Source organism: Rhodobacter sp. 4.3.4 (assembly GCF_058724655.1).
Genome location: NZ_CM178967.1, coordinates 2,560,635 through 2,581,986, shown reverse-complemented (window position 1 = coordinate 2,581,986; position 21,352 = coordinate 2,560,635). Strand labels below are relative to the sequence as shown.

22 protein-coding genes are annotated in these 21,352 nt (G+C 66.0%); 13 read left to right on the top strand and 9 right to left on the bottom strand.

The features are described from left to right. Nucleotides 1-5 precede the first annotated feature (5 nt). Both AC4PTB_RS12660 and AC4PTB_RS12655 read left to right on the top strand, forming a co-directional pair. Nucleotides 6-1,571, top strand: a complete 1,566-nt coding sequence (locus tag AC4PTB_RS12660) for a bifunctional metallophosphatase/5'-nucleotidase (RefSeq protein WP_492190288.1) — start codon at nucleotides 6-8, stop codon at nucleotides 1,569-1,571. A gap of 200 nt (nucleotides 1,572-1,771) precedes the next feature. Next, nucleotides 1,772-3,034 carry a glycerate kinase type-2 family protein gene (locus AC4PTB_RS12655; protein ID WP_492190287.1) on the top strand — a complete coding sequence of 421 codons (1,263 nt, stop codon included), beginning with the start codon at nucleotides 1,772-1,774 and terminating at the stop codon, nucleotides 3,032-3,034. Here the strand turns inward: AC4PTB_RS12655 and AC4PTB_RS12650 are convergent. Beyond that, nucleotides 3,031-3,861, bottom strand: a complete 831-nt coding sequence (locus tag AC4PTB_RS12650) for a bifunctional allantoicase/(S)-ureidoglycine aminohydrolase (RefSeq protein ID WP_492190286.1) — start codon at nucleotides 3,859-3,861, stop codon at nucleotides 3,031-3,033. The genes AC4PTB_RS12655 and AC4PTB_RS12650 overlap by 4 nt on opposite strands. After that, nucleotides 3,858-5,273 carry an allantoinase PuuE gene (gene puuE, locus AC4PTB_RS12645; protein ID WP_492190285.1) on the bottom strand — a complete coding sequence of 472 codons (1,416 nt, stop codon included), beginning with the start codon at nucleotides 5,271-5,273 and terminating at the stop codon, nucleotides 3,858-3,860. Before puuE ends, AC4PTB_RS12650 begins: the two co-directional genes overlap by 4 nt. Before the next feature lie 132 nt (nucleotides 5,274-5,405). Here puuE and uraH point away from each other — a divergent pair, with 132 nt between their 5' ends. Further along, nucleotides 5,406-5,762: a hydroxyisourate hydrolase gene (uraH, locus tag AC4PTB_RS12640; RefSeq protein ID WP_492190284.1), complete on the top strand. Its 357-nt coding sequence runs from the start codon at nucleotides 5,406-5,408 to the stop codon at nucleotides 5,760-5,762. Between the two features lie 6 nt (nucleotides 5,763-5,768). Here the strand turns inward: uraH and AC4PTB_RS12635 are convergent, their stop codons facing one another. Together AC4PTB_RS12635 and AC4PTB_RS12630 are read right to left on the bottom strand one after the other, a co-directional pair. Beyond that, nucleotides 5,769-8,435, bottom strand: coding sequence for a methyl-accepting chemotaxis protein (locus AC4PTB_RS12635; protein ID WP_492190283.1), 2,667 nt, complete (start codon nucleotides 8,433-8,435; stop codon nucleotides 5,769-5,771). A 13-nt stretch (nucleotides 8,436-8,448) separates the two neighbouring features. Next, a complete protein-coding gene (locus AC4PTB_RS12630; RefSeq protein WP_492190282.1) occupies nucleotides 8,449-9,018 on the bottom strand; it encodes a hypothetical protein in 570 nt (189 codons plus the stop codon). Between the two features lie 207 nt (nucleotides 9,019-9,225). Between AC4PTB_RS12630 and AC4PTB_RS12625 the strand changes: the two genes are divergently transcribed. The 5 genes from AC4PTB_RS12625 (at nucleotide 9,226) to AC4PTB_RS12605 (ending at nucleotide 12,627) form a co-directional block, all read left to right on the top strand. After that, nucleotides 9,226-9,855 (top strand): ATP-dependent Clp protease proteolytic subunit, encoded by a 630-nt coding sequence (locus tag AC4PTB_RS12625; RefSeq protein ID WP_013068318.1) that lies wholly within the window; start codon nucleotides 9,226-9,228, stop codon nucleotides 9,853-9,855. 121 nt (nucleotides 9,856-9,976) lie between these two features. Continuing rightward, on the top strand, nucleotides 9,977-11,251 hold the full coding sequence (gene clpX / locus AC4PTB_RS12620) for an ATP-dependent Clp protease ATP-binding subunit ClpX (RefSeq protein ID WP_492190281.1): 1,275 nt from the start codon (nucleotides 9,977-9,979) through the stop codon (nucleotides 11,249-11,251). Nucleotides 11,252-11,372: 121 nt separating this feature from the next. After that, nucleotides 11,373-11,747 carry an NADH:ubiquinone oxidoreductase subunit NDUFA12 gene (locus AC4PTB_RS12615; RefSeq protein ID WP_492190280.1) on the top strand — a complete coding sequence of 125 codons (375 nt, stop codon included), beginning with the start codon at nucleotides 11,373-11,375 and terminating at the stop codon, nucleotides 11,745-11,747. A 41-nt stretch (nucleotides 11,748-11,788) separates the two neighbouring features. Beyond that, nucleotides 11,789-12,262, top strand: coding sequence for an outer membrane lipid asymmetry maintenance protein MlaD (gene mlaD, locus AC4PTB_RS12610; protein WP_492190279.1), 474 nt, complete (start codon nucleotides 11,789-11,791; stop codon nucleotides 12,260-12,262). Further along, entirely contained in the window at nucleotides 12,259-12,627 is a 369-nt protein-coding gene (locus tag AC4PTB_RS12605) for a DUF2155 domain-containing protein (protein WP_492190278.1), read from the top strand. Before mlaD ends, AC4PTB_RS12605 begins: the two co-directional genes overlap by 4 nt. Here the strand turns inward: AC4PTB_RS12605 and aat are convergent. Continuing rightward, nucleotides 12,591-13,229 carry a leucyl/phenylalanyl-tRNA--protein transferase gene (aat, locus tag AC4PTB_RS12600; protein ID WP_492192640.1) on the bottom strand — a complete coding sequence of 213 codons (639 nt, stop codon included), beginning with the start codon at nucleotides 13,227-13,229 and terminating at the stop codon, nucleotides 12,591-12,593. The genes AC4PTB_RS12605 and aat overlap by 37 nt on opposite strands. 64 nt (nucleotides 13,230-13,293) lie before the next feature. Between aat and AC4PTB_RS12595 the strand changes: the two genes are divergently transcribed. After that, nucleotides 13,294-14,001, top strand: coding sequence for a methyltransferase domain-containing protein (locus AC4PTB_RS12595; RefSeq protein ID WP_492190277.1), 708 nt, complete (start codon nucleotides 13,294-13,296; stop codon nucleotides 13,999-14,001). 27 nt (nucleotides 14,002-14,028) lie between these two features. Here AC4PTB_RS12595 and accC read toward each other — a convergent pair whose 3' ends face one another. The 4 genes from accC to AC4PTB_RS12575 form a co-directional block, all read right to left on the bottom strand. Next, on the bottom strand, nucleotides 14,029-15,375 hold the full coding sequence (accC, locus tag AC4PTB_RS12590) for an acetyl-CoA carboxylase biotin carboxylase subunit (RefSeq protein ID WP_492190276.1): 1,347 nt from the start codon (nucleotides 15,373-15,375) through the stop codon (nucleotides 14,029-14,031). A gap of 7 nt (nucleotides 15,376-15,382) precedes the next feature. Further along, nucleotides 15,383-15,880, bottom strand: coding sequence for an acetyl-CoA carboxylase biotin carboxyl carrier protein (gene accB, locus AC4PTB_RS12585; RefSeq protein ID WP_492190275.1), 498 nt, complete (start codon nucleotides 15,878-15,880; stop codon nucleotides 15,383-15,385). A gap of 297 nt (nucleotides 15,881-16,177) precedes the next feature. Continuing rightward, a complete protein-coding gene (locus AC4PTB_RS12580; protein WP_492190274.1) occupies nucleotides 16,178-16,714 on the bottom strand; it encodes a hypothetical protein in 537 nt (178 codons plus the stop codon). 111 nt (nucleotides 16,715-16,825) lie between these two features. After that, nucleotides 16,826-17,491 (bottom strand): TetR family transcriptional regulator C-terminal domain-containing protein, encoded by a 666-nt coding sequence (locus AC4PTB_RS12575; RefSeq protein WP_492190273.1) that lies wholly within the window; start codon nucleotides 17,489-17,491, stop codon nucleotides 16,826-16,828. Nucleotides 17,492-17,671: 180 nt separating this feature from the next. Here AC4PTB_RS12575 and aptA point away from each other — a divergent pair, with 180 nt between their 5' ends. From aptA to AC4PTB_RS12555, 4 genes are all read left to right on the top strand, one after another. Next, nucleotides 17,672-18,997, top strand: coding sequence for an omega-aminotransferase AptA (gene aptA / locus AC4PTB_RS12570; RefSeq protein ID WP_492190272.1), 1,326 nt, complete (start codon nucleotides 17,672-17,674; stop codon nucleotides 18,995-18,997). Between the two features lie 83 nt (nucleotides 18,998-19,080). Next, nucleotides 19,081-19,536, top strand: coding sequence for a hypothetical protein (locus AC4PTB_RS12565; protein ID WP_492190271.1), 456 nt, complete (start codon nucleotides 19,081-19,083; stop codon nucleotides 19,534-19,536). 108 nt (nucleotides 19,537-19,644) lie between these two features. Beyond that, nucleotides 19,645-19,800 carry a hypothetical protein gene (locus AC4PTB_RS12560; RefSeq protein ID WP_492190270.1) on the top strand — a complete coding sequence of 52 codons (156 nt, stop codon included), beginning with the start codon at nucleotides 19,645-19,647 and terminating at the stop codon, nucleotides 19,798-19,800. 174 nt (nucleotides 19,801-19,974) lie between these two features. Next, nucleotides 19,975-21,318 (top strand): helix-turn-helix domain-containing protein, encoded by a 1,344-nt coding sequence (locus tag AC4PTB_RS12555; RefSeq protein WP_492190269.1) that lies wholly within the window; start codon nucleotides 19,975-19,977, stop codon nucleotides 21,316-21,318. The last annotated feature ends 34 nt before the right edge of the window (nucleotides 21,319-21,352 follow it).

Here is a 21,352-nt window from a genome sequence, read left to right as displayed (position 1 = left end):
ATCGAATGTCCGTCCGTCTGCTGCTTGCCCCTGCCGCGCTGGCGCTGAGCGCCGGGACCGCCCAGGCCGATTACACGCTGCACATCCTGCACACCAATGATCTGCATTCGCGCATCGAAGAGATCAACAAATACGACAGCACCTGTTCCGAGAAGGACGCGGCCGCGGCGAAATGTTTTGGTGGCATCGCGCGCGTCGCGGCCAAGGTGGCGGCGCTGCGGGCCGAGCTGGCGGGGCAGAACGTGATCGTGCTGGATGCGGGCGACCAGTTTCAGGGCTCGCTGTTCTACACCAGCTACAAGGGCGCGGACACGGCCGAGTTCATGTCGAAGATCGGCTATGATGCGATGGCCCTGGGCAATCACGAATTCGATGACGGTCCCGAGGGTTTGGCGGCCTTTGTTGGAAAAGTGCAATTTCCACTGCTTTCCGGCAACCTGGATCTGAGCCGAACATCGCTTAAAGACAAGATTGCCGATACCGTCGTGCTGCAGGTCGGGGGCGAGACGATTGGTCTCGTCTCGGCTTTGGCCACCGATACGGTGGAAACGTCCTCGCCCGGGCCGGACATTGTCTTTCAGGACGAGATCGAAAGTCTGAAGGCCGATGTGCAGGCGCTGACCGATCAGGGCGTGACGAAGATCATCGCGATCCCGCATACCGGTTTCGTCAAGGACCAGCAGATCGCCGCCGCCGTTCCGGGGATTGACGCGGTGGTGGGCGGGCATTCGCACACGCTTTTTGGCAAGGATGGCGCCGCCTATCCGACGATGGTCGGCGGGGTGCCGGTCGTCTCGGCCTATGCCTATTCGAAATACCTCGGCCATCTGGTGCTGACCTTCGACGATGCGGGCAATCTGAAATCGGCGGGCGGGGAACCGATCCTGCTTGACGCCTCGGTCACGCCCGATGCGGCGGTGGCGGCGCGGGTGGCGGAGCTGGCGAAGCCCTTGCAGAAGATCCGCGACAAGGTCGTTGCCGAAAGCAGCACCGAGATCGACGGCGCGCGCGATCATTGCCGGCAGATGGAATGTGCGATGGGCAATCTGGTGACAGAAGCGATGCTGGACCGCGTCAAGGGGCAGGGCATCCGCATTGCGATCACCAATGGCGGGGGCTTGCGGGCGTCGATCGATGCCGGGCCGGTGACGATGGGCGAGGTGCTGACGGTGCTGCCGTTCCAGAACACGCTCTCGACCTTCGAGGCGAAGGGCGCGACGATTTTGGCGGCGCTGGAAAACGGTGTCAGCGCGGTCGAGGAGGGCGAGGGGCGGTTTCCGCAGGTGGCCGGGCTGAAATTCAGCTTCGATCTGGCAAAGCCCGCGGGGGCGCGTGTCAGCGCGGTGCAGGTGGCGACCGCGCTCGGCTGGGCGCCGCTGGAGCCCACAGCGACCTACGGCGTGGTGACGAACAACTTCCTGCGCGGCGGTGGCGACGGCTACAGGATGTTCGCGGCCGAGGGGATGAACGCCTATGACTTCGGCCCCGATCTGGCCGATGTGACGGCGGAATTTCTGGCAAAGCACTCGCCCTATGCGGCGACGGTCGATGGCCGTATCGCGCGCAGGTAGAGGCTTCGCCCGGATTGCGCCGCGGGGAGAATTTCTCCCCGCTTTTCACTTGCTTGTGATCGGGTGTTGCGCAACCCTCCGGGCAGAGGTGCGGCATGAAACGATCCGGGATCACCACCGTCTGCGCGATCGATCGGTCATTTCGCGGATATCGAGGAGGACGAGGACCCGCAGCATCTGCTGGCCTCGGATGATGAAACGTGGCTGTCCTGACCCCAGCTGAGCTGTTGCGCAAGCTTTTCGAAACGGCCGTGGCGGCCGCGGACCCGATGCGGGTTCTGCCGCGGGTGCTGGGGCCGCGCCCGCCCGGCCGGGTGGTGGTGGTCGGCGCGGGCAAGGCCTCGGCACGGATGGCCGAGACGGTGGAGCGCCTCTGGGGCCCCTGCGAGGGGCTGGTCATCACCCGCTATGGCCATGCACGGCCCTGTCAATGCATTGAAATCGTAGAAGCATCGCATCCCGTGCCCGATGCCGCGGGGGTGGCGGCGACGCGGCGGATGCTGGATCTGCTGCGCGGAGTTGCGCCCGGGGATTTCGTGCTCGCGCTGATCTCGGGCGGCGGCTCGGCGCTGCTCTGCGCCCCGGCCGAGGGGCTGGCGCTGGCCGAAAAGCAGGCAGTGACCGCGGCGCTGCTCGCCTCGGGCGCGCCGATCGAGCAGATCAACACGGTGCGCAAGCATCTGAGCGCGGTGAAGGGGGGGCAGCTGGCGGCGGCGGCCTTTCCGGCGCGGATGCGGGCGCTGCTGATTTCTGACGTGGCGGGGGATGACCCGGGGTTCATCGCCTCGGGGCCGACGGTGGGGGATGACAGCACCCCGGCCGATGCCCTGAAAATCCTGCAAGATCATCGCATCGAGGTGTCGCAGAGGGTGCTGGAGCGGCTGCACGCGGGGTCGGGCGTGCTGGCTCCGGGCGCCCCGGCGCTTTCGCGCTGCGAGACCGTCATCGTCGCCGCCCCCGCGCAGTCCTTGCAGGCGGCGGCGGCGCTTGCCCGCAAGGAGGGCGCCGCGGTGCGGGTGCAAGGCCATGCGCTGACCGGCGAGGCGGCGGATCTGGGCGCGAAACTGGCGCGGATGGCGCAGACCTATGCCAGCGCCCGCCGCCCGGGCGAGCCACCGCTGGTTTTGCTCTCTGGTGGGGAATGTACAGTTTCCCTGCGCGGAACCGCCGGTATCGGCGGGCCGAATGTTGAATTTCTGCTATCGGCGCTGCGCACGCTGGATGGTGCGCCGGGGATCTGGGCGCTGGCCGCCGATACCGATGGCGTCGATGGTGCGGCCGAGGTGGCGGGTGCGGTGATCGGCCCGGATAGTCTGGCGAAGGCCCGGGCGCTGGGGCTTGATCCCGCGGCGGCGCTGGCCGGACATGATGCGCATCGCTTCTTCGCCGCGCTTGACGCTCAGGTGAAGCCCGGACCGACGCTGACCAATGTCAATGATTTCCGGGCTTTCCTGATCCTTTAGCGGCCCAGCACGCCGCGCAGCCGGGCGTGACGGTTGACATCCTTGTAAAGCAGATAGCGGAACGGCCCCGGCCCGGCGGCGTAGCAGGCCTGCGGGCAATAGGCGCGCAGCCACATGAAATCCCCCGCCTCGACCTCGACCCAGTCCCGGTTCAGCTTGTAAACGGCTTTGCCTTCAAGGACATAAAGCCCATGCTCCATCACATGCGTCTCCTCGAAGGGGATCAGCCCGCCGGGCTGGAAGGTGACGATGTTGACATGCATGTCGTGGCGCAGATCGGTCGGATCGACGAAGCGGGTGGTGGCCCAGCGGCCCTGGGTGTCGGGCATCGCGACGGGCTTGATCTCGCGCTCGTTCGTCACGAAGGCGGCGGGCTTTTCCAGTCCCGGCGCCGGTTCCCAAAGCTTGCGGATCCAGTGGAACCGCAGCGGATCATCGGCGCCGTTCTTCACCGCCCAGCGGCACCCGGCGGGAATGTAAGCATAACCGCCTGCCGCCAGCTCGTGGTCCTGACCGTCGAGCGAAAGCCACATCGCGCCCGCGGTGACGAACAGCACATGTTCCGCCCCGGTTTCGGCATCGGGCAGGTCGGCCCCGCCATCGGCGCCGACCTCCATCACATATTGGCTGAAGGTCTCGGAAAAGCCGCTCATCGGCCGCGCGATCAGCCACATCCGGGTCTGCGTCCAGCCCGGCAGGAAGCTGGTCACGATATCGGAAAAGCAGCCCTTCGGGATCACCGCATAGGCTTCGGTGAAGATCGCGCGTCCGGTCATCAGCGCGGTTTGTGGCGGCAGACCGCCGGGCGGGGTGTAATAGCCGGTCATGGCAGCAGGTCCTTCAGTCGGTGCCAGGCGATGCGTTCGACCTGATGGCAGGCCTCGGCGAATTCGGTGGCGCGGTCGTTGGCGATCCGGCGGCGGAAGGCCGCAAGGATCGCCGGTTTCGTGTGATCCTTCACCGCGATGATGAAGGGAAAGCCGAATTTCTCGGTGTAATCGTGGTTCAGCTCCTCAAACGCCACCCGTTCGGCATCGGTCAGCGCATCGAGCCCGGCCGAGGCCTGCTCGGCGGTGCTTTCCGCCGTCAGCCGATGCGCCCGGGCGAGTTTGCCCGCCAGATCGGGATGGGCCTTGAGCACGCGCAGCCGCTGCGTCTCCGGCGCCGAGCGGAACACCCGCGCCAGCAGGCTGGCGACGCCCTCGGCACAGTCATGCGCCGGGCCAAGCTCCAGCCCATGCGCCTTTTCGGCGATCCAGGGGCTGTGTTCGTAGATCGCGCCAAACGTGGCCACGAAGTCGGCTAGCGTCATTTCGCTTGGCCGATCAAAGTCTTGCGGCGGATGGGTGGCGGCCCAATGCGCCGCGATCTGGCCGCGGGTGGCAAACCAGACGCCGTCATGGCTGCGGGCGTAGTCCAGGAAGCGTTGCAGCCCCGCGATCTTGCCCGGCCGCCCGATCAGGCGGCAATGCAGCCCGATCGAAAACATCTTTGCTGCCCCGGCCGCGCCCTCGGCGTAAAGCGTGTCGAAACTGTCCTTCAGATAGGTGAAGAACTGCTCGCCCTCGATATAGCCCGGGGCGGTGGCGAAGCGCATGTCATTGGCTTCGAGCGTGTAAGGGATGATCAGCTGATCGCGGGCGCCGAGGCGCCGCCAATAGGGCAGGTCGTCATCGTAACTATCGGAAATCCAATCGAAACCGCCTTCCTCTGCGGTCAGTTGCACGGTGTTGGCCGAACAGCGCCCGGTATACCAGCCGCGCGGCCGTTCGCCCACCACCTCGGCATGCAGCCGGATCGCCTCGGCGATCTGGCGGCGTTCCTCGTCCTCGGCCATGTCGCGATGCTCGACCCATTTCAGCCCGTGGCTGGCGATTTCCCAGCCCGCCGCCTTCATCGCCGCGACCTGTTCGGGGCTGCGGGCAAGCGCGGTGGCGACGCCGTAAACAGTCACCGGCAGCGCCATCCCGGTGAACAGCCGATGCAGACGCCAGAACCCGGCGCGGGCGCCGTATTCGTAGATCGATTCCATGTTCCAGTGGCGCTGGCCGGGCCATGGCGCGGCCCCGGCAATGTCGCTCAGGAAGGCTTCCGAGGCGGCATCGCCATGCAGGATGCAGTTTTCGCCGCCCTCTTCGTAGTTCAGCACCAGAGAAATCGCGATCCGGGCCTTCCCGGGCCAGCGCGCATCGGGCGGGGTGCCGCCATAGCCGCGCATGTCTCTGGGATATCGGATCATCTGGTCCTCCGGTCCGGCTGCAAGGGGATTGCATGGGCGAGAGTTTCAGGTTTTTTTCGAAAAGGAAATCATCCGTTTCGTGCCTTGCCGTGCGAACTCGCGGCGAGGGGGGGCACTGCAAAGGAGGCGGCGATGGCCGGATATCTGACGACCCATGTGCTTGATACCGCGCGGGGCTGCCCGGCGGAGGGCATCGAGATCGAGCTGAGCCGCATCGACGCCACGGGGCGCCATCTGCTGGCCCGAAGCCGCACCAATGCCGATGGCCGGACCGATGCGCCGATCCTCGCCGCGGCGGAATTCGCGACCGGCTGTTACGAACTGGTCTTCCACGTCGGCGCGTATTTGCGGCACAGCGGGCAAGGCGCGGCAGAGCCGCTGTTTTTGGATGAAATTCCGATCCGCTTCGGCATGAATGACGCAGGGGCACATTATCATGTGCCCCTGCTGCTGTCGCCTTACGGCTATTCGACCTATCGCGGCAGTTGAGCCGGATCAGAAATCTTCCCAGTTGTCCTCGGCCGGGGCGTTTTTGACCGCCAGAGTCGAGGCCCGGGCGCTGGCGCGCGGTGCGGGAGCCGGTGCTGGGGCAGGTGTCCGTGCCCGTGTCGGTACCGGCGCCTTCGCAGGGGCGGCGGCGCGGGTCGGGGGGGGCGCTGCCGGTTCGGCGGGCGCAGGTGCCACCGGCGCCGCCGCCACGGGGCGGGTTGAGCGGAAGTTGCTTGCCGGAGCCGCGGTCGCCTGCTGCGTGCCAAGGCGGAACCGGCTCATCGTCGCGTTCAGCCCATCCGCCTCGCGGGCCAGCGACTGGCTGGCGGCCGTTGTTTCCTCGAACATCGCGGCATTGTGCTGGGTGACCTGATCGAGCTGCAGGATCGCGGTGTTGACCTCGCTCAGACCCGCGGATTGCTCGGTGGTCGAGGCGGTGATGTCCGACATGAAGGTGACGATTTCGGCGACAGAGCCCTGGATGCCGTCCAGCGCGCTGCCCGCCTGGCCGACAAGTTCCACGCCGCGTTTCACCTGGCTGGCCGAATCCGAGATCAGACCGGCGATTTCGCGCGCCGCTTCCGAGGACCGTTGCGCCAGCGCCCGCACTTCCGAGGCGACGACGGCAAAGCCGCGTCCCGCTTCGCCCGCGCGGGCGGCTTCCACCCCCGCGTTCAGCGCGAGCAGGTTGGTCTGGAAGGAGATTTCCTCGATCACCGAGGTGATGCGCGAAATCTTGTTCGAGCTTTCGGAAATCTCGCCCATCGCCTGCACGGCCTCGCGCACGACCTGACCGCTCGATTCGGTGTTGCGCCGCGCCAGAGCCACCATGTCATTGGCCTTCAGCGTGCGATCGGCGGCCGATTTCACCGAAGCGGTCAGCTGGTTCAGCGCCGCGGCGGTTTGCTCGAGCGTGGCGGCCTGCTGCTCGGTCCGACGCGAGAGATCCTCGGCGGCACGCGAGATGCCGCCCGATTCGCTGCGGATCAGGTTCGAGTTTTCCAGCACCAGCGCCATCGCTTCGCGCAGCTTCGCCGTGGCGTCGTTGTAATCGAGGCGCAGCTGCTCGTAATCCCCCGGGAAGGGCTCGCGGATCGCTTGCGTCAGATCGCCTTCGGCCAGATGGCGCAGCACATCGCGCAGCTGGTCCACCACCTGACGCTGTTCGGCCGCGAGACGTTCGCGTTCGATCCGGGCGCTCGCTTCGCGGGCGTCGATCTCCGACATGTCGGTGCCGATGGCGACGATGCGCCGGATCGCACCCTTGCGGTCACGCACCGGGGTCATCGCGCCGTTGAGCAGAAGATCATGCCCGTCGATCGAAATCAGCATCCGCCCGATCACGTTTTCGCCGCGCGCAATCGCTTCGAAAGCGATCTCGCCGGTCGCTGCCACGCGAATCAGCTGCGAGAAATCCATGCCGATCAGCTGCGACTCGTCGCGGCGCGCGACCACGCACATCGCCCCGTTTGCCGCGCTCATCCGGCCGTCCGGGGTGAATTCCACCCGCAGCTGCGTCGCGTCGATCGCTTCGGTGATTGCAACGTTGCGCCGGGCCTCGGTGATGTCGTGCCATTCGGCGACATGGCCGATCTTGGTGCCCTCCGCCGTCAGCACCGGATTGGCTTCGACCACCAGGGTTCCCGAGGACAGATCCTGCTCGGTGCGCAGCGAGGTCCGGGTGTCGGCGTCCAGCCCGCGCGCGATCTCGCTGCTGCCCTCGAGCAGGCGATCCGCGCGATAGCCGATCATGTTTTCCGGGTCGAAATCCGGGTTGCGGGCCTGGATCGCCGCGGCATGCACGCGCATCAGCTTCACCATCGCCGCGTTCACCCAGGTGATTTCATGCGCCGAGTCGGTCAGCATGATCGCGGTCGAGGCCGAGGTCAGCGCCGTGCCCCGCATCAGCGCGACGCGGTTCGTCGCTTCGGCCTGTTCCAGCGAGTGCCGGAAGGCTTCGAGCGATTTCGCGATATGGCCAATTTCGTCTTTGGTGCCGGTATAGGGCACGGCGGTGGTCAGGGCGCCGCCGGCGATCGCGGACATCGCGCTGTTGATCCGGCCCAGCCGCTGCGCGATCATCGCGCGGAAGACGAAGCTGGTGATCAGCATCGCCACGATCAGGATCAGCCCGGCAACGATCAGGCCGGTGCGGGTGTTCGCGGCGATCTCGGCATTGGTCTTGGCGTCGGACCAGTGCGACAGCACAAAGCCAAGGACAGAGCCGTTGGACGGGCTGATGATCGGGGTGGCGATCGACAGGCCGTCTTCGGAGGTGACCACCGAATTCTGCCCGACAAGGGTCTTCGCCATGGCTTTCAGCCCGGAGGTGTCAACCCCCTGGGCGGCATAGCTGGCGACGGCTTCGCCCTTGGTGTTGACCGCCATGATCGAGTCGGACGGGTTCGAGGGATCGTCCACAACCTCCTTGATGGCCTTGCCCAGCGCCAGATTGTCCGCAAAGCGCATCGGCCCGACCAATTGCTTGGCAAGGATGCCGTTCGCGCCCTGGGCTTGTTGTTGCAGTTGCTTCAGGGCCAGTTCCGAGGTCGCATGCACGTTGTAGAGCGTCATCGAGACCGCGACCGTCAGCACGGAAACGGCGACCAGAAGCGTGGCGCGGAAGAAGCTGGAATGAAAGAAGCTGACGGAAGCAGACGTCTTGGCGCTCATCTGGGGCCCCGGTTTACTGAATCATTTCGGCGTTGAGACCCACCGTCATCGACCCGATCGGGGCGTTGCTGGCGGGATCGGTCACGGTGAAGGACGCCTGCACCGAATAGCTGTTGGAGGATTCGTCGAACTCCATCTCGCCGATATGGATCGCCTCGGCGCCTTTCGGATAGGTGAAGCCGAATTTCGCCTCGTCACCCTGCCAGTAATCCGAGGTCGCCCCGGACTGGGCAACGTTCAGCCCGCGGTTGTCGGTCACGAAGGCTTCGGTGAAACGGCCGCCGCTGGCCTCGATTTTCGCCTTGAGCGCCTGCGACGGCGGCGCGGACAGGATCTGATCGATGGTCGGGCGAGTTGCGGCCTCCAGCTCGGCGCGCCAGGTGGCGTCAAGCTCGTCGATCTGCGACTGGGTCAGCGTCGCATGCGCCTCGTTCGCGGCGATCACCGCCGCGACAAGGGCCGGGTCGGCCGCCCAGGCGCGCAATTCGGTGTTCACGATGTTGGTGATTTGCGTCGACATATCCTCGGCCTGGGCGGGCAAGGCGAGAAGGGCAAGCGCAAGCGTTGCGGCGCGAAACTTCATGGTCGGACTCCGGTTGCGGGGATGCGTTTCCCGTGAACATTTGCCGCACACCATAGCCCGCAACTCTTTCTGCCCGATTAATCGCCAAGAATCCTCCCAACCCCGCTCTTTTGAGCCGCTGCCCTTGCAGGGGGGGCCGCGCGACACTAAGACTTGGGTAACAGACGCGCGCTAAGGCTTGGCGGACATCACGAGGAAAGGCAGCGAATGAAAGACCCGGTCGACCTTTACATGAACACGCTGGTGCCGATGGTGGTCGAGCAGACCTCGCGCGGCGAGCGGGCCTATGACATCTATTCCCGCCTGCTCAAGGAGCGGATCATCTTCCTGGCGGGGCCGTTCCATGACGGCATGTCGAGCCTGATCTGCGCCCAGCTGCTGTTCCTCGAGGCCGAGAATCCCTCGAAGGAAATTTCCATGTATATCAACAGCCCCGGCGGTGTCGTCACCTCGGGTCTGGCGATTTACGACACCATGCAATACATCCGCCCGAAGGTCTCGACGCTGGTGATCGGCCAGGCCGCCTCGATGGGCTCGGTGATCGCCTGTGCGGGCGAAAAGGGCATGCGCTTCTCGCTGCCGAATTCGCGGATCATGGTGCACCAGCCCTCGGGCGGGTTCCAGGGTCAGGCGACGGATATCATGATCCACGCCCGCGAGACCGAAAAGATCCGCCAGCGGCTTTACGAAATCTACGTCCGCCACACCGGCCGGTCGCTCGAGGAAGTGGCCGAGGCGCTGGAGCGCGACCGCTTCATGTCGCCCGAAGAGGCGCTGGAATGGGGCCATCTCGACGAGATTCTTTCGGCGCGGCCGAGTCTCGACGGCGGAAAATGACTGGTCGATGACCGCTCTTAACCGGAGCGGGGAATTTGCGATTGAGAAGAACGTGGTGCTGCCCTAGACTTCGGTCCAGGACAGCCCCCAAAGGCCCGGGTCGGGCCATTCGAGGATGACGATGGCGAACAATTCCGGCTCCGACAGCAAGAACACCCTTTACTGTTCGTTCTGCGGCAAGAGCCAGCACGAGGTGCGCAAGCTGATCGCGGGCCCGACCGTGTTCATCTGTGATGAATGCGTCGAGTTGTGCATGGACATCATCCGCGAGGAGACCAAGACCACCGGTCTCAAGGCGACGGATGGCGTGCCGACGCCGCGCGACATCTGCAAGGTGCTGGACGATTACGTGATCGGTCAGATGCATGCCAAGCGCGTGCTCTCGGTTGCGGTGCACAACCATTACAAGCGTCTGAACCACGCCTCGAAACAGGATGTGGAGCTGGCGAAGTCGAATATCCTGCTGATCGGTCCGACCGGCTGCGGCAAGACGCTCTTGGCGCAGACGCTGGCGCGGATTTTGGACGTGCCCTTCACCATGGCCGATGCGACGACGCTGACCGAGGCCGGTTACGTCGGCGAGGATGTGGAAAACATCATCCTGAAGCTGTTGCAGGCCAGCGAGTACAACGTCGAACGGGCGCAGCGCGGCATCGTCTATATCGACGAAGTCGATAAAATCACCCGCAAATCGGACAATCCCTCGATCACCCGCGATGTCTCGGGCGAGGGGGTGCAACAGGCGCTTCTGAAGATCATGGAAGGCACCGTGGCGAGTGTTCCGCCGCAGGGCGGGCGCAAGCATCCGCAGCAGGAATTCCTGCAGGTGGATACGACGAACATCCTGTTCATCTGCGGCGGCGCCTTTGCGGGGCTGGATCGAATCATCGCGCAGCGCGGCAAGGGCTCGGCGATCGGCTTTGGGGCCGATGTGAAGGACCCGGAATCGCGCGGGGCCGGGGAGCTGTTCAAGGAGCTTGAGCCGGAAGACCTGCTGAAATTCGGTCTGATCCCGGAATTCGTTGGCCGTCTGCCGGTGATCGCGACGCTGGAAGATCTGGACGAAGCCGCGCTGGTGACGATCCTGACCGAGCCGAAGAACGCGCTGGTCAAGCAATACCAGCGGCTGTTCGAGATCGAGGGCGTGAAGCTGACCTTCACCCCCGATGCGATGAAGGCGATCGCCGCCCGCGCTATCAAGCGCAAGACCGGCGCGCGCGGCCTGCGCTCGATCATGGAGGACATCCTGCTCGACACGATGTTCGAACTGCCGGGTATGGAAGGCGTGCGCGAGGTGGTGGTGAACGATGAAGCGGTGGAAATGGCCAATGGCGCCAAGCCCTTGCTGATCTACGCCGAGAGCTCGGGCAAGAAAGAACCGAAGACCGCAGGCTGAGCCCCGGTCGGCGTGAACCAGAAGGGCGGGGAAACCCGCCCTTTGTGCTGATCGGGTCCGCAAAACACTGGACCTTGACGGCCCTGCCGCTATAACGGGGCCAAAGATGCGGAGGTGAGATATGAAATTCCTGCTGCGCCTGCTGACGTGGTGGAACAGCCAGACTCTCGGCACCCAGATCTTTACCGCGCGTCACGGGGTGAAGGTCGGTGAGGACGCCGAGGGCAATTGCTACTATCAAAGCAAGGATGGCAAGCGGCGCTGGGTGATCTATAACGGCGAAGTGCAAGCCAGCCGCATCCCCCCCGATTGGCACGGCTGGATCCATTTCACCTGGAACGAGCCGCCGACCAAGGCGCCGCTGGACCACAAGCCCTGGGAGCTGCCGCATCAGCCGACACAGACCGGTCTGGCCACGGCCTTCGTGCCGCCGGGCTCGCTGCGCCGCGCCGAGCCGGTAGCCCGCACCGATTATGAGGCCTGGCAGCCGGAGTAACCCGGACCAGACCTGTCCCTCCGCGCAACCGGCTGGAAATCATGAGTGAAAATCGTCTTGAAGTGCTCACCGGGGCGGCCGTTCTGGCCGTCGCGGTCGGTTTTTTTCTCTGGGCGGGGCAGGGGCACAGCCTCGGCGCTTCCGCAAGCGGCTATCCGCTGAAGGCCTCGTTCCGCTCGGTCGAGGGGATTTCGGTGGGCACCGATGTCCGCATGGCCGGGGTCAAGGTCGGTACGATCACCGATATCGCGTTGAACCCGCAGACGTTTTTTGCCGATACCACGGTGGCGATGAAATCGGGCATCGAGATTCCCGATGACAGCCAGATCCTGATCGCGACCGAGGGGCTCTTGGGCGGCGCCTTTGTCGAGATCCTCCCCGGCGGCAGCCCGGTCAATCTCGGCCCGGGCGAGGAAATCGTCGATACCCAAGGCGCGGTTTCGGCGCTGGGGCTGATGATGAAATTCGCCGGTGCCAAGGATGGCGACAAGGCCCCCGAGGGGTCGGCGCCGTGATTCGCGCGGCGCTGGTCGCTGTTTTGCTCTCAGCCGGGGCCGCCGTGGCGCAGAACGCCCCCGAGGGGCTGGCTGCGGCCCCGGGCGCCTTTCTGCGCGGGCTCGACAAGATTGCCGGGGCGGCCAGCGATCTGACGCTCTCGGTCGGGGAAAGTGTCACCTACGGCTCGCTCTCCGTGCGTCTGGTCGATTGCCGCTATCCCGCCGAGGACCCGGCCTCGAACGCTTATGCTTTTCTCGAAATCACCGATACCGCGATTGACCGCGAGGTGTTCCGCGGCTGGATGATCGCGCAGAACCCGGCGCTTTCGGCGCTGGATCATCAGCGCTATGATGTCTGGGTCCTGCGCTGCAAGATCGACTGAGCCGTCGCGGGCGGCGGGGCGGCGAAATCCGCCCGCTGCCCCAGCGCCAGCCGCAGGCGCTTGCGATATTCGATCCGGGGAATTTCCACCGCGCCCAGGCTTTGCAGATGCGGCGTCAGATATTGCGTGTCGAACAGGCTGAAACCGCCGCGGATCAGCCGGTCGACCGTATAGGCCATCGCCACTTTCGACGCATTGGGCGCGCGCGAGAACATGCTTTCGCCAAAGAACGCGCCCCCCAGCGTCACCCCGAAGAGGCCCCCCACCAGATCCCGGCCCTGCCAGACCTCGACCGCATGGGCCGCGCCCAGATCATGCAGCGCGTCATACAGGCTGAACAGCGCCGCATTGATCCAGGTCTCGGGCCGGTCGGCGCAGCCTTCGACCACGGCGCGAAACGCGGTATTTGTTCGAATTGTGAAAGTCTCGCGGCCAATGACCCGCGCCAGTGACCGCGAAATGTGGAAATTCTGCAAGGGAACCACGCCGCGCAGCCGCGGTTCGAACCAATGCAGCTCTGCCGCGTCGCGCGCCGCGGCCATCGGGAAAATGCCTTGTGCATAGGCCGAAAGCAGTAATTCCGGACTAAGCCCTGCCGTCATCGTTGCCAACCGTCACCCCGCTCCATAGACTTGCCCGAGTTTGACACGAAAGCGCGGCAATGCCATGGGATTTTTCGATTTTTTGCGCTCGGTCGCGCGCTATGAGCGCGATGATTACGGGATCGGACGGCTCAATCAACGCCATCGCAAGCTGATCGCGCCGATTGCCGCCGATCTGGCCGGGGCGCGGGTGCTGGACCTTGCGGCGCATGACGGGCGCTGGGCCTATGCCTTCGCTGCGGCGGGGGCGGCCGAGGTGGTGGGGATCGAGGGGCGGCAGCATCTGATCGACCGTTTCGCCGAATTCCCGCAAGACGAAGCCGCCGCCCGCGTCACGCTGCGCTGCGGCGACATTTTCGAGGGCATGGAGGCCGATCTGGCGGCGGGGGCGCGCTATGACGTGGTCGGCGTGCTGGGTATCTTTTACCACATCATGGACCATTTCCGGCTGCTGCAGCTGGTGACCCGGTTCCAGCCACGGCTGGTGCTGCTCGACAGCGAGTTTTCGCAGCGGCCGGGGCAGGTGATCGACCTTGTGCGCGAGGACCCGGGCAAGGATCTGAACGCGCTGGCGCAGGTCGCGGGGCAGGAAAAGGCGCTGATCGGGATTCCAAGCCTTGGCGCGCTCGAGGCGATGGCGGATGTGCTGGGCTACCGGACCGACTGGGTGGACTGGTCCGATGTGCGGCCGAACAAGCGGCGTTTTGTGGCCGATTACTTCCGCCCCAAGGGCAAGCGCCGCGCCACCTGTGTCTTGCGTCCGAAGACATGAAAACGCCCCCTTGCGGGGGCGCTTTCGTCAACCGTAGGTCTTGGCCAGCCATTTCTCGAGCCAGTGGATCGAGTAATCGCCCTTCAGGATGTCGGGCTCTTCCAGCAATTGCCGGAACAGCGGGATCGTGGTGTCGACGCCATCGACAATCAGCTCGCCCAGCGCGCGGTTCAGCCGCGCCAGCGCCTCGTTGCGGTCGCGGCCGTGCACGATCAGCTTGCCGATCAGGCTGTCGTAATAGGGCGGGATCTTGTAGCCGTCATAAAGCGCCGAATCGATCCGCACCCCCAGGCCGCCGGGGGCGTGGTATTGCGTGATCTTGCCGGGGCAGGGGGCGAAGTTCGGCAGTTTTTCGGCGTTGATCCGCACTTCGATCGCATGGCCGCGGATCTGCAGATTTTCCTGGCGGAACTCCATCTCCTCGCCCGCCGCAACGCGGATCTGTTCGCGGACAAGATCGACGCCGAAGATGCCCTCGGTCACCGGATGTTCCACCTGCAGGCGGGTGTTCATCTCGATGAAGTAGAATTCGCCGTCTTCATAGAGGAATTCGATCGTGCCCGCGCCGGAATAGCCCAGCTCGCCCATCGCCTTGGCGCAGATGCCGCCGATGCGGGCGCGCTGTTCGGGGGTGATGCAGGGGCCGGGGGCTTCCTCAAACACCTTCTGGTGGCGGCGCTGCAAGCTGCAATCCCGCTCGCCCAGATGCACGGCGCGGCCGCGGCCGTCGCCGAAGATCTGCACCTCGATGTGACGCGGCCTTTGGAGATATTTCTCCATATAGACCTCGTCATTGCCGAAGGCGGCCTTGGCCTCGCTGCGCGCGGTGCGGAAGGCGATTTCGAGTTCCGCTTCCGATTGCGCGACTTTCATGCCGCGCCCGCCGCCGCCCGCGGTGGCCTTGATGATCACCGGATAGCCCATCTCGGCGGCGGCCTTTTTCGCCGCCTCGAAGTCGGGCACACCGCCGTCGGAGCCCGGAACCACCGGAATTCCCAGCTTTTTCGCCGTGTCCTTGGCGGTGATCTTGTCGCCCATGATGCGGATATGTTCCGCCTTCGGGCCGATGAAGGTGATGCCGTGATCTTCGAGCACCTGCACGAAGGTGGCGTTTTCCGACAGGAAGCCATAGCCCGGGTGGATCGCCTGCGCGCCGGTGATTTCGCAGGCGGCGACGATCGCGGGAATGGAGAGGTAGCTTTCCGAAGACGGGTTCGGCCCGATGCAGACGCTTTCATCCGCCATGCGCACATGCATGGCGTCGGCGTCGGCGGTGGAATGCACCGCCACCGAGGCGATCCCCATCTCGCGGCAGGCACGGATCACGCGCAGCGCGATCTCGCCCCGGTTGGCGATCAGGATCTTGTCGAACATTGCGACCTCACTCGACGATCATCAGGGGCGCGCCGTATTCGACCGGCGAGCCGTCGTCGACGAGGATGCGCTTCACCGTGCCCGATTTCGGTGCCGGAATGTGGTTCATCGTCTTCATCGCCTCGACGATCAAGAGCGTCTGGCCTTCCTTCACCGTGTCGCCGACCTTCACGAAGGCCGAGGCGCCCGGCTCGGGGGCCAGATAGGCGGTGCCGACCATCGGCGAGGTGACGGCGCCCGGGTGATTGGCCGGATCGGCATCGGTCGCAGGGGCGGCGGCGGCAGCAGCGGCGGGCGCGGCGGCGACGGGGGCTGCCAGCGCCGGGGCGGCATAGACCGGGGCGGGGGCGGCGACGACGGTCGCCTGTTTCACCACGCGCACTTCAAGACTGTCGTCTTCGCCATATTCCCGCACGACCGCGATTTCGGTCAGGTCGTTCTTGTTCAGCAACTCCGCCAGCGCCTGAATGAAGGCGACGTCGTTTTCATGCGATTGTTTGGTCATGCGGTCCTCGAAAAACTCTTCAGGGGCCCCGGGGCTTGGATGGGGTGCGTTCATGTGCCCCGCTTATACGCGAGCCGCGCGGGCGAGGAAAGCGTGAACGGATGACGCAGGGGCAAGGCCCCGGGCGGGCCGCCACGGGCCGCTGTGGCGATGAAAACGGGCCGCACCTGCGCCATCGGCCGCACGACCCGGTGGGTCGGCGGCAAGGCGTCGGTGCGGCCAGAGTCCGAAACACCGCCCGCGGGCTGCGCGGGTGTGCGGAAGATGCGCAGGGCCGGGACGACCGCCCGGCCGCGTTCAGCGCACGACGTCGAGACTGGGTTCGGCGGTCTCCGAGGTGGCCTGCCAGTCGGGATTGGGCTGCGGTGCCGGTTGCGGCGCCGGTTGCGGGGCAGCCTCGGCCGCGGGTTGCGCCTGCGGCTCGGCCGCGACAGAAGGCTCCGCGGGCGGTTGCTCCGGCTCTTCGGACCGGGCGGCCGCCGGGGCGGGCGCGGTCTCTTGCGGCGGCACGGCCATCAGCGCCGCGGCCTGGGCTTCAAGCGGCGTGACATCGAAGGTCGGCGGCGGGCCGGTCGGCGCATCCGGATCAGGCACCGCCTCGGCGCGGCTTTGCGCCAGAACGGCGGTCTCGACGGCCACATCGCGGTTGCGCGTCTGCAATTGCACGCTGCGCGCAAGTTGCGCCTGGGTGCCGACCTCGGCCCCCATGCCGGAATTCGTGCCCGACGACGTGTTTGCCGGTTCGACAGTCGTCGCCGGCGCTTTCTTTGGTGGCACCATGCTCAGCAAAGGTGACCATCCGACTTGGGGCATCAGCCCCGATATGCGGTCCATTTCCCCACTCTCCTCGCGGTTTTACCCCTGTCAACAAGGATGCGCCCGGCAAGTTACCCAAGAGTTACCGAATCCAAGCATTTTGCCGAAGGGTTAACGCCGCGCCCGGGGTCAGGGCCGCAGCAACCGCGTGAAAAGCGTGTCGAGGAAGGGCTCCGCCTCGGCAAAGGGATCGTGACCGGGGCCGAGCACGGCGCGGACCTGCACGTCGAAATCGGCGTAGTGCTGCGTCAGCGCCCAGATCGAAAACAGCAGATGATGTGGATCGACCGGGGCGATCCTGCCCGCCTCGGCCCAGCCGCGGATGATCGCCGCCTTTTCATCGACGAGCGCCTTCAGATCGACCGCCAGCGTGCCCCCCATCCGCGGCGCCCCCTGCAGGATTTCATTGGCAAAAAGCCGACTTTCGCGCGGCATCGCCCGGCTCATCTCCAGCTTGCGGCGCATGTAGCGCATGATCTCGTCGCGCGGCTCGCCCGTGGCGCGGATCTCGCGCAGCGGCGCCAGCCAGACATCGAGCAGCGAGCTGAGCAGCTGCAGATGGATCGCCTCCTTGGAAGGGAAATAATAAAGCAGGTTCGGCTTCGACAGCCCCGCCGCGGTGGCGATCTGATCCAGCGTCGCGCCGCGGAAGCCCTGGGCCGAAAACACCTCCAGCGCGGCCTCAAGGATCGCGTCGATGTTGCGCTTCTGGATGCGGGTGAGCGGACGCGGGGCGGGTCCGGCGGTCAGGGAATCGGTCGCCGCGGATTCGGCGGGCACCGGCGCGGAAGGCATCGGGTTGGAAGGCATGCGGTCACTATCCTTTGGCGGGGCCGTTTCGGCCTCTTGCGCGGGCGCGGAAAACTTGACGCCGCCCGTGCCGATGTTAGCCTGATGCTGACCATTCGGTCAAACGACCCGGCCTGCCGATCGGGTGCAAAAAACGGCCCAAACGGGCCAATCAGGGAGACTTCCATGGCGCTCGACCGCAAGACGCCCAATGACCTCAACGCCTTCTGGATGCCGTTCACCGCGAACCGGCAATTCAAGAAAGCGCCCCGGATGTTCGTGGGCGCCAAGGACATGCATTATACCACTGCCGATGGCCGTCAGGTGCTGGATGGCACGGCGGGGCTGTGGTGCTGCAACGCCGGCCATTGCCGGCCGCGCATCTCCGAGGCGATCGCGAAACAGGCGGCCGAGCTGGATTACGCGCCCGCCTTCCAGATGGGGCATCCGGCGGCCTTCGAGCTGGCCAACCGCATCATCGAGATCGCGCCCGAGGGGATGGAACATGTGTTCTACACCAATTCGGGGTCCGAGTCGGTCGAGACCGCGCTGAAGCTGGCCATCGGCTATCACCGTGCCCGCGGCGAGGGCGCCCGGACCCGGCTGATCGGCCGCGAGCGCGGCTATCATGGGGTGAACTTCGGCGGCATCTCGGTCGGCGGCATCGTCACCAACCGCAAGATGTTCGGCAGCCTGCTGACCGGCGTCGATCACCTGCCGCACACCCATCTTCCGGCGCAGAACGCGTTTTCGAAGGGCCAGCCCGAACATGGGGCGAACCTGGCCGACGAGCTGGAACGCATCGTCGCGCTGCATGGCGCGGAAACCATCGCCGCCGTCATCGTCGAGCCGATGGCGGGCTCGACCGGGGTTCTCCTGCCGCCCAAGGGCTATCTGCAGCGCCTGCGCGAGATCACGCGGAAACACGGCATCCTGCTCATCTTCGACGAGGTGATCACCGGCTTTGGCCGTCTGGGTTCGGCCTTTGCGGCGCAGCATTACGGCGTGCTGCCCGATATGATGACCACGGCCAAGGGTCTGACGAACGGCGTGATTCCGATGGGGGCGGTGCTGACCACCGCGGCGGTGCACGATGCCTTCATGCAGGGCCCCGAGCACATGATCGAGCTGTTCCACGGCTATACCTATTCGGGCAACCCGATCGCCGCCGCCGCGGGGATCGCGACGCTGGAAACCTACAAGGAGGAGGGGCTGTTCGAGCGCTGCGCCGAGCTTGCCCCCTATTGGCAGGAGGCGCTGCACAGCCTGCGCGGCACCCGTCACGTCATCGATATCCGCAACGAGGGGCTGATCGGCGCCGTCGAGCTGGAGCCGATCGCGGGCGAGCCGACGAAACGGGCCTTCACCGCCTTCCTCAAGGCCTATGAAAAGGGCATCCTGATCCGCACCACCGGCGACATCATCGCGATGAGCCCGCCGCTGATCATCTCGAAAGCGCAGATCGACGAGCTGATCGGCACGCTGAAATCGGTGCTCGACACGCTCGAGTGACGCGACGGGGGGGCGGGGGACCGCCCCCATTTTCCTTCGGGGTTTCTTAACCGTTCTGCGGCAGGCTGGGGGCGGAGGATGCCATGCCCACGACTGCCAGCAAGAAATCGAAACCCCGCGTCAATCCCGAGGAGGAACTCTCCCCGCTTCTGGTCTGGGGCGGCGGGCCTGCGCTGCTGCTTCTGGTGGCGGGCCTGTTCTGGGTGGTCTGGAAAAGCCAGTTCGCCGCGCCCTCGGCACATCTGTTCAACACCCCCACTTTGGCCGTCGAGGCGGGCTATTGCCTGAACGTGGCGCAGTCGATCGTGTCCAGCGGCGCGCCGCCGGGCAGCTATTTCGAAGAGGCGGCGCAATTCTGGGTCAAACGCATGCGCGACATCGAGGCCGAGATGGGCCCGGCCATCGCGCAGGGGCGCGCGAAACTCGCGGCCGACAAGCAGAGCTCCGGGCAGAAATCCTCGGTCTGGTTGCAATATGCGATGGATCTCTGCTCGCAGAAAGCCGTCACCTATGGCGCGCATTTCCGCAGTTTCGACTGAGCCTTCAGACCGCTTGACACAGATCGGGGCAGCGGCGCATGCTGTGAACCATGTAGTTCACCTCGCCCGGGCTGACCCGCGGCGTTCGCGTTCTGGAGGAGGCCGCACATGACCTGCACATCCACCCGCAAGGCGTCGTTTGCCCTTGTCGCCGCTGTGGCGCTTGCCGCCCTTGCGGGCTGCACGCAAGCGCCCGAAAAATGCGAAGGCGGCGTGTCCGACCTGTCGAAGCTGTCGAGCGTGACGGTGCAGAACCCCTGCTGATCGGGGCAAGGGGCGCACCCGCGCCCGGCTTCCCCGTGCCCTCGGCTGCGCCCGCCAAGCCCCGGCGCGGCTTTCTTGAAACGCTTTGTCTTTCCACAGCTTGCCGGTAAGGTCACGGCGTGACGGCACGGCGGCCCGGTTCGGGCTGCGCGGCGGGCGGCAAGCGGGGAAGCGATGGCAAGGTCTGCCCTGACGGGGACGCGGATACGGGAACGGCGGCTGACGCTGAAACTGCGGCAGGCCGATCTGGCCCGCGCGGTCGGCATTTCCGCCGCCTATCTTAACCTGATCGAACACAACCGGCGCCGGGTCTCCGAGCCGCTTCTGGACAGTTTCGCCAAGGCGCTGGGCGTGGCGCCGGTGGCGCTTTCCGAAGGCGCCGAAAGCACGCTTTTCGAAGCCCTGCGCGAGGCGGCGGCGGGCGGCGGCATGACGGGCGGCGATGCCACGGGCGCGCTGATCGACCCGTCCGAGCTGGAGCGGATCGAGGAATTCGTCGGCCGCTTTCCCGGCTGGGCAAAGGTTCTGGCCGCAAGGCAGGCCCGGCTGGCGGCGCTGGAACGGGTGCTCGAATCCTATTCCGAACGGATGGGGCAGGACCCCTATCTGCTCGACGCGCTGCACGAGGTGCTGTCGGCGGTGACCTCGCTGCGTTCCAGCGCGGCGATTCTGGTCGAGACCCCGGATATCGAACCGGAATGGCAGGCGCGGTTCCTGTCCTCGATCGCCTCGGAAAGCCTGCGGCTGAGCGCGGCGGCCGAGGGGCTGGTGGCCTATCTCGACAGTATCGAGGCGACGGATTCGGGTCTGGCCGCGCCGCTTGACCAGATGGAGGCCTGGCTTTCGGCGCGCGGCTGGCATCTGCCGGATTTCGAGCGCCCCGATCCGCCCGATCCGGCCGAGCTGATCGCCCAGGCGCCGGAGCTGGCCGCCTCGGCGGCGCGCGATCTGGCGCTGGCCTATCTGACCCGGGCGCTGGCCGACAGCCGCATCCTGCCGCTCAAGCCCTTTCTTGCTGCGCTGGGCGAGACCGGGCTGGACCCGGCACGGCTGGCGGCGCGGTTCGGTGCGCCGATGGCCGCGGTCTTCCGCCGTCTGGCGACCCTGCCCGAGGGCGCCGCGAACCTGCCGCCGCTGGGTCTGGTCGTTTGCGACGGCTCGGGCATGCTGACCCTGCGCCGCCCGCTGCCCGGTTTTGCCCTGCCGCGCTCGGCCGCGGGCTGCCCGCTCTGGCCGCTTTACGAGGCGCTCTCGCGGCCGATGCAGCCCTTGCGCCTGACGCTCGACATGGCCGGACGGCTGCCGCAGCGCTTCCAGTCCTGGGCCTTCGCCGCCCCCCGCCCGCCCGAGGGCGCCGCAGCCAGTTTCGACGCCCCGGTGCTGATGGAGGCGATGATGCTGGTCACCCCCGCCACCAGCCGCCTTGAGACGGCGCGGCCGGTCGGCACCTCCTGCCGGGTCTGCCCGCGGCTCGACTGTGCCGGCCGGCGCGAGCCCTCGCTGCTTGCGGGGCGCTGACGGCGGTTTGACAGCGCGGGGCCAAGCGTGGATA

Excerpts from the sequence above, each read along its gene's own strand:
- AC4PTB_RS12660 (WP_492190288.1), top strand. The coding sequence starts at position 6 with ATGTCCGTCCGTCTGCTGCTTGCCCCTGCCGCGCTGGCGCTGAGCGCC.
- aat (WP_492192640.1), bottom strand. The coding sequence starts at position 13,229 with ATGACGGCAGGGCTTAGTCCGGAATTACTGCTTTCGGCCTATGCACAA.
- accB (WP_492190275.1), bottom strand. The coding sequence starts at position 15,880 with ATGACCAAACAATCGCATGAAAACGACGTCGCCTTCATTCAGGCGCTG.
- AC4PTB_RS12615 (WP_492190280.1), top strand. The coding sequence starts at position 11,373 with ATGAAATTCCTGCTGCGCCTGCTGACGTGGTGGAACAGCCAGACTCTC.
- AC4PTB_RS12650 (WP_492190286.1), bottom strand. The coding sequence starts at position 3,861 with ATGACCGGCTATTACACCCCGCCCGGCGGTCTGCCGCCACAAACCGCG.
- uraH (WP_492190284.1), top strand. The coding sequence starts at position 5,406 with ATGGCCGGATATCTGACGACCCATGTGCTTGATACCGCGCGGGGCTGC.
- AC4PTB_RS12595 (WP_492190277.1), top strand. The coding sequence starts at position 13,294 with ATGGGATTTTTCGATTTTTTGCGCTCGGTCGCGCGCTATGAGCGCGAT.
- AC4PTB_RS12630 (WP_492190282.1), bottom strand. The coding sequence starts at position 9,018 with ATGAAGTTTCGCGCCGCAACGCTTGCGCTTGCCCTTCTCGCCTTGCCC.
- puuE (WP_492190285.1), bottom strand. The coding sequence starts at position 5,273 with ATGATCCGATATCCCAGAGACATGCGCGGCTATGGCGGCACCCCGCCC.
- AC4PTB_RS12560 (WP_492190270.1), top strand. The coding sequence starts at position 19,645 with ATGACCTGCACATCCACCCGCAAGGCGTCGTTTGCCCTTGTCGCCGCT.
- AC4PTB_RS12635 (WP_492190283.1), bottom strand. The coding sequence starts at position 8,435 with ATGAGCGCCAAGACGTCTGCTTCCGTCAGCTTCTTTCATTCCAGCTTC.
- clpX (WP_492190281.1), top strand. The coding sequence starts at position 9,977 with ATGGCGAACAATTCCGGCTCCGACAGCAAGAACACCCTTTACTGTTCG.
- AC4PTB_RS12565 (WP_492190271.1), top strand. The coding sequence starts at position 19,081 with ATGCCCACGACTGCCAGCAAGAAATCGAAACCCCGCGTCAATCCCGAG.
- AC4PTB_RS12575 (WP_492190273.1), bottom strand. The coding sequence starts at position 17,491 with ATGCCTTCCGCGCCGGTGCCCGCCGAATCCGCGGCGACCGATTCCCTG.
- mlaD (WP_492190279.1), top strand. The coding sequence starts at position 11,789 with ATGAGTGAAAATCGTCTTGAAGTGCTCACCGGGGCGGCCGTTCTGGCC.
- AC4PTB_RS12580 (WP_492190274.1), bottom strand. The coding sequence starts at position 16,714 with ATGGACCGCATATCGGGGCTGATGCCCCAAGTCGGATGGTCACCTTTG.
- accC (WP_492190276.1), bottom strand. The coding sequence starts at position 15,375 with ATGTTCGACAAGATCCTGATCGCCAACCGGGGCGAGATCGCGCTGCGC.
- AC4PTB_RS12555 (WP_492190269.1), top strand. The coding sequence starts at position 19,975 with ATGGCAAGGTCTGCCCTGACGGGGACGCGGATACGGGAACGGCGGCTG.
- aptA (WP_492190272.1), top strand. The coding sequence starts at position 17,672 with ATGGCGCTCGACCGCAAGACGCCCAATGACCTCAACGCCTTCTGGATG.
- AC4PTB_RS12625 (WP_013068318.1), top strand. The coding sequence starts at position 9,226 with ATGAAAGACCCGGTCGACCTTTACATGAACACGCTGGTGCCGATGGTG.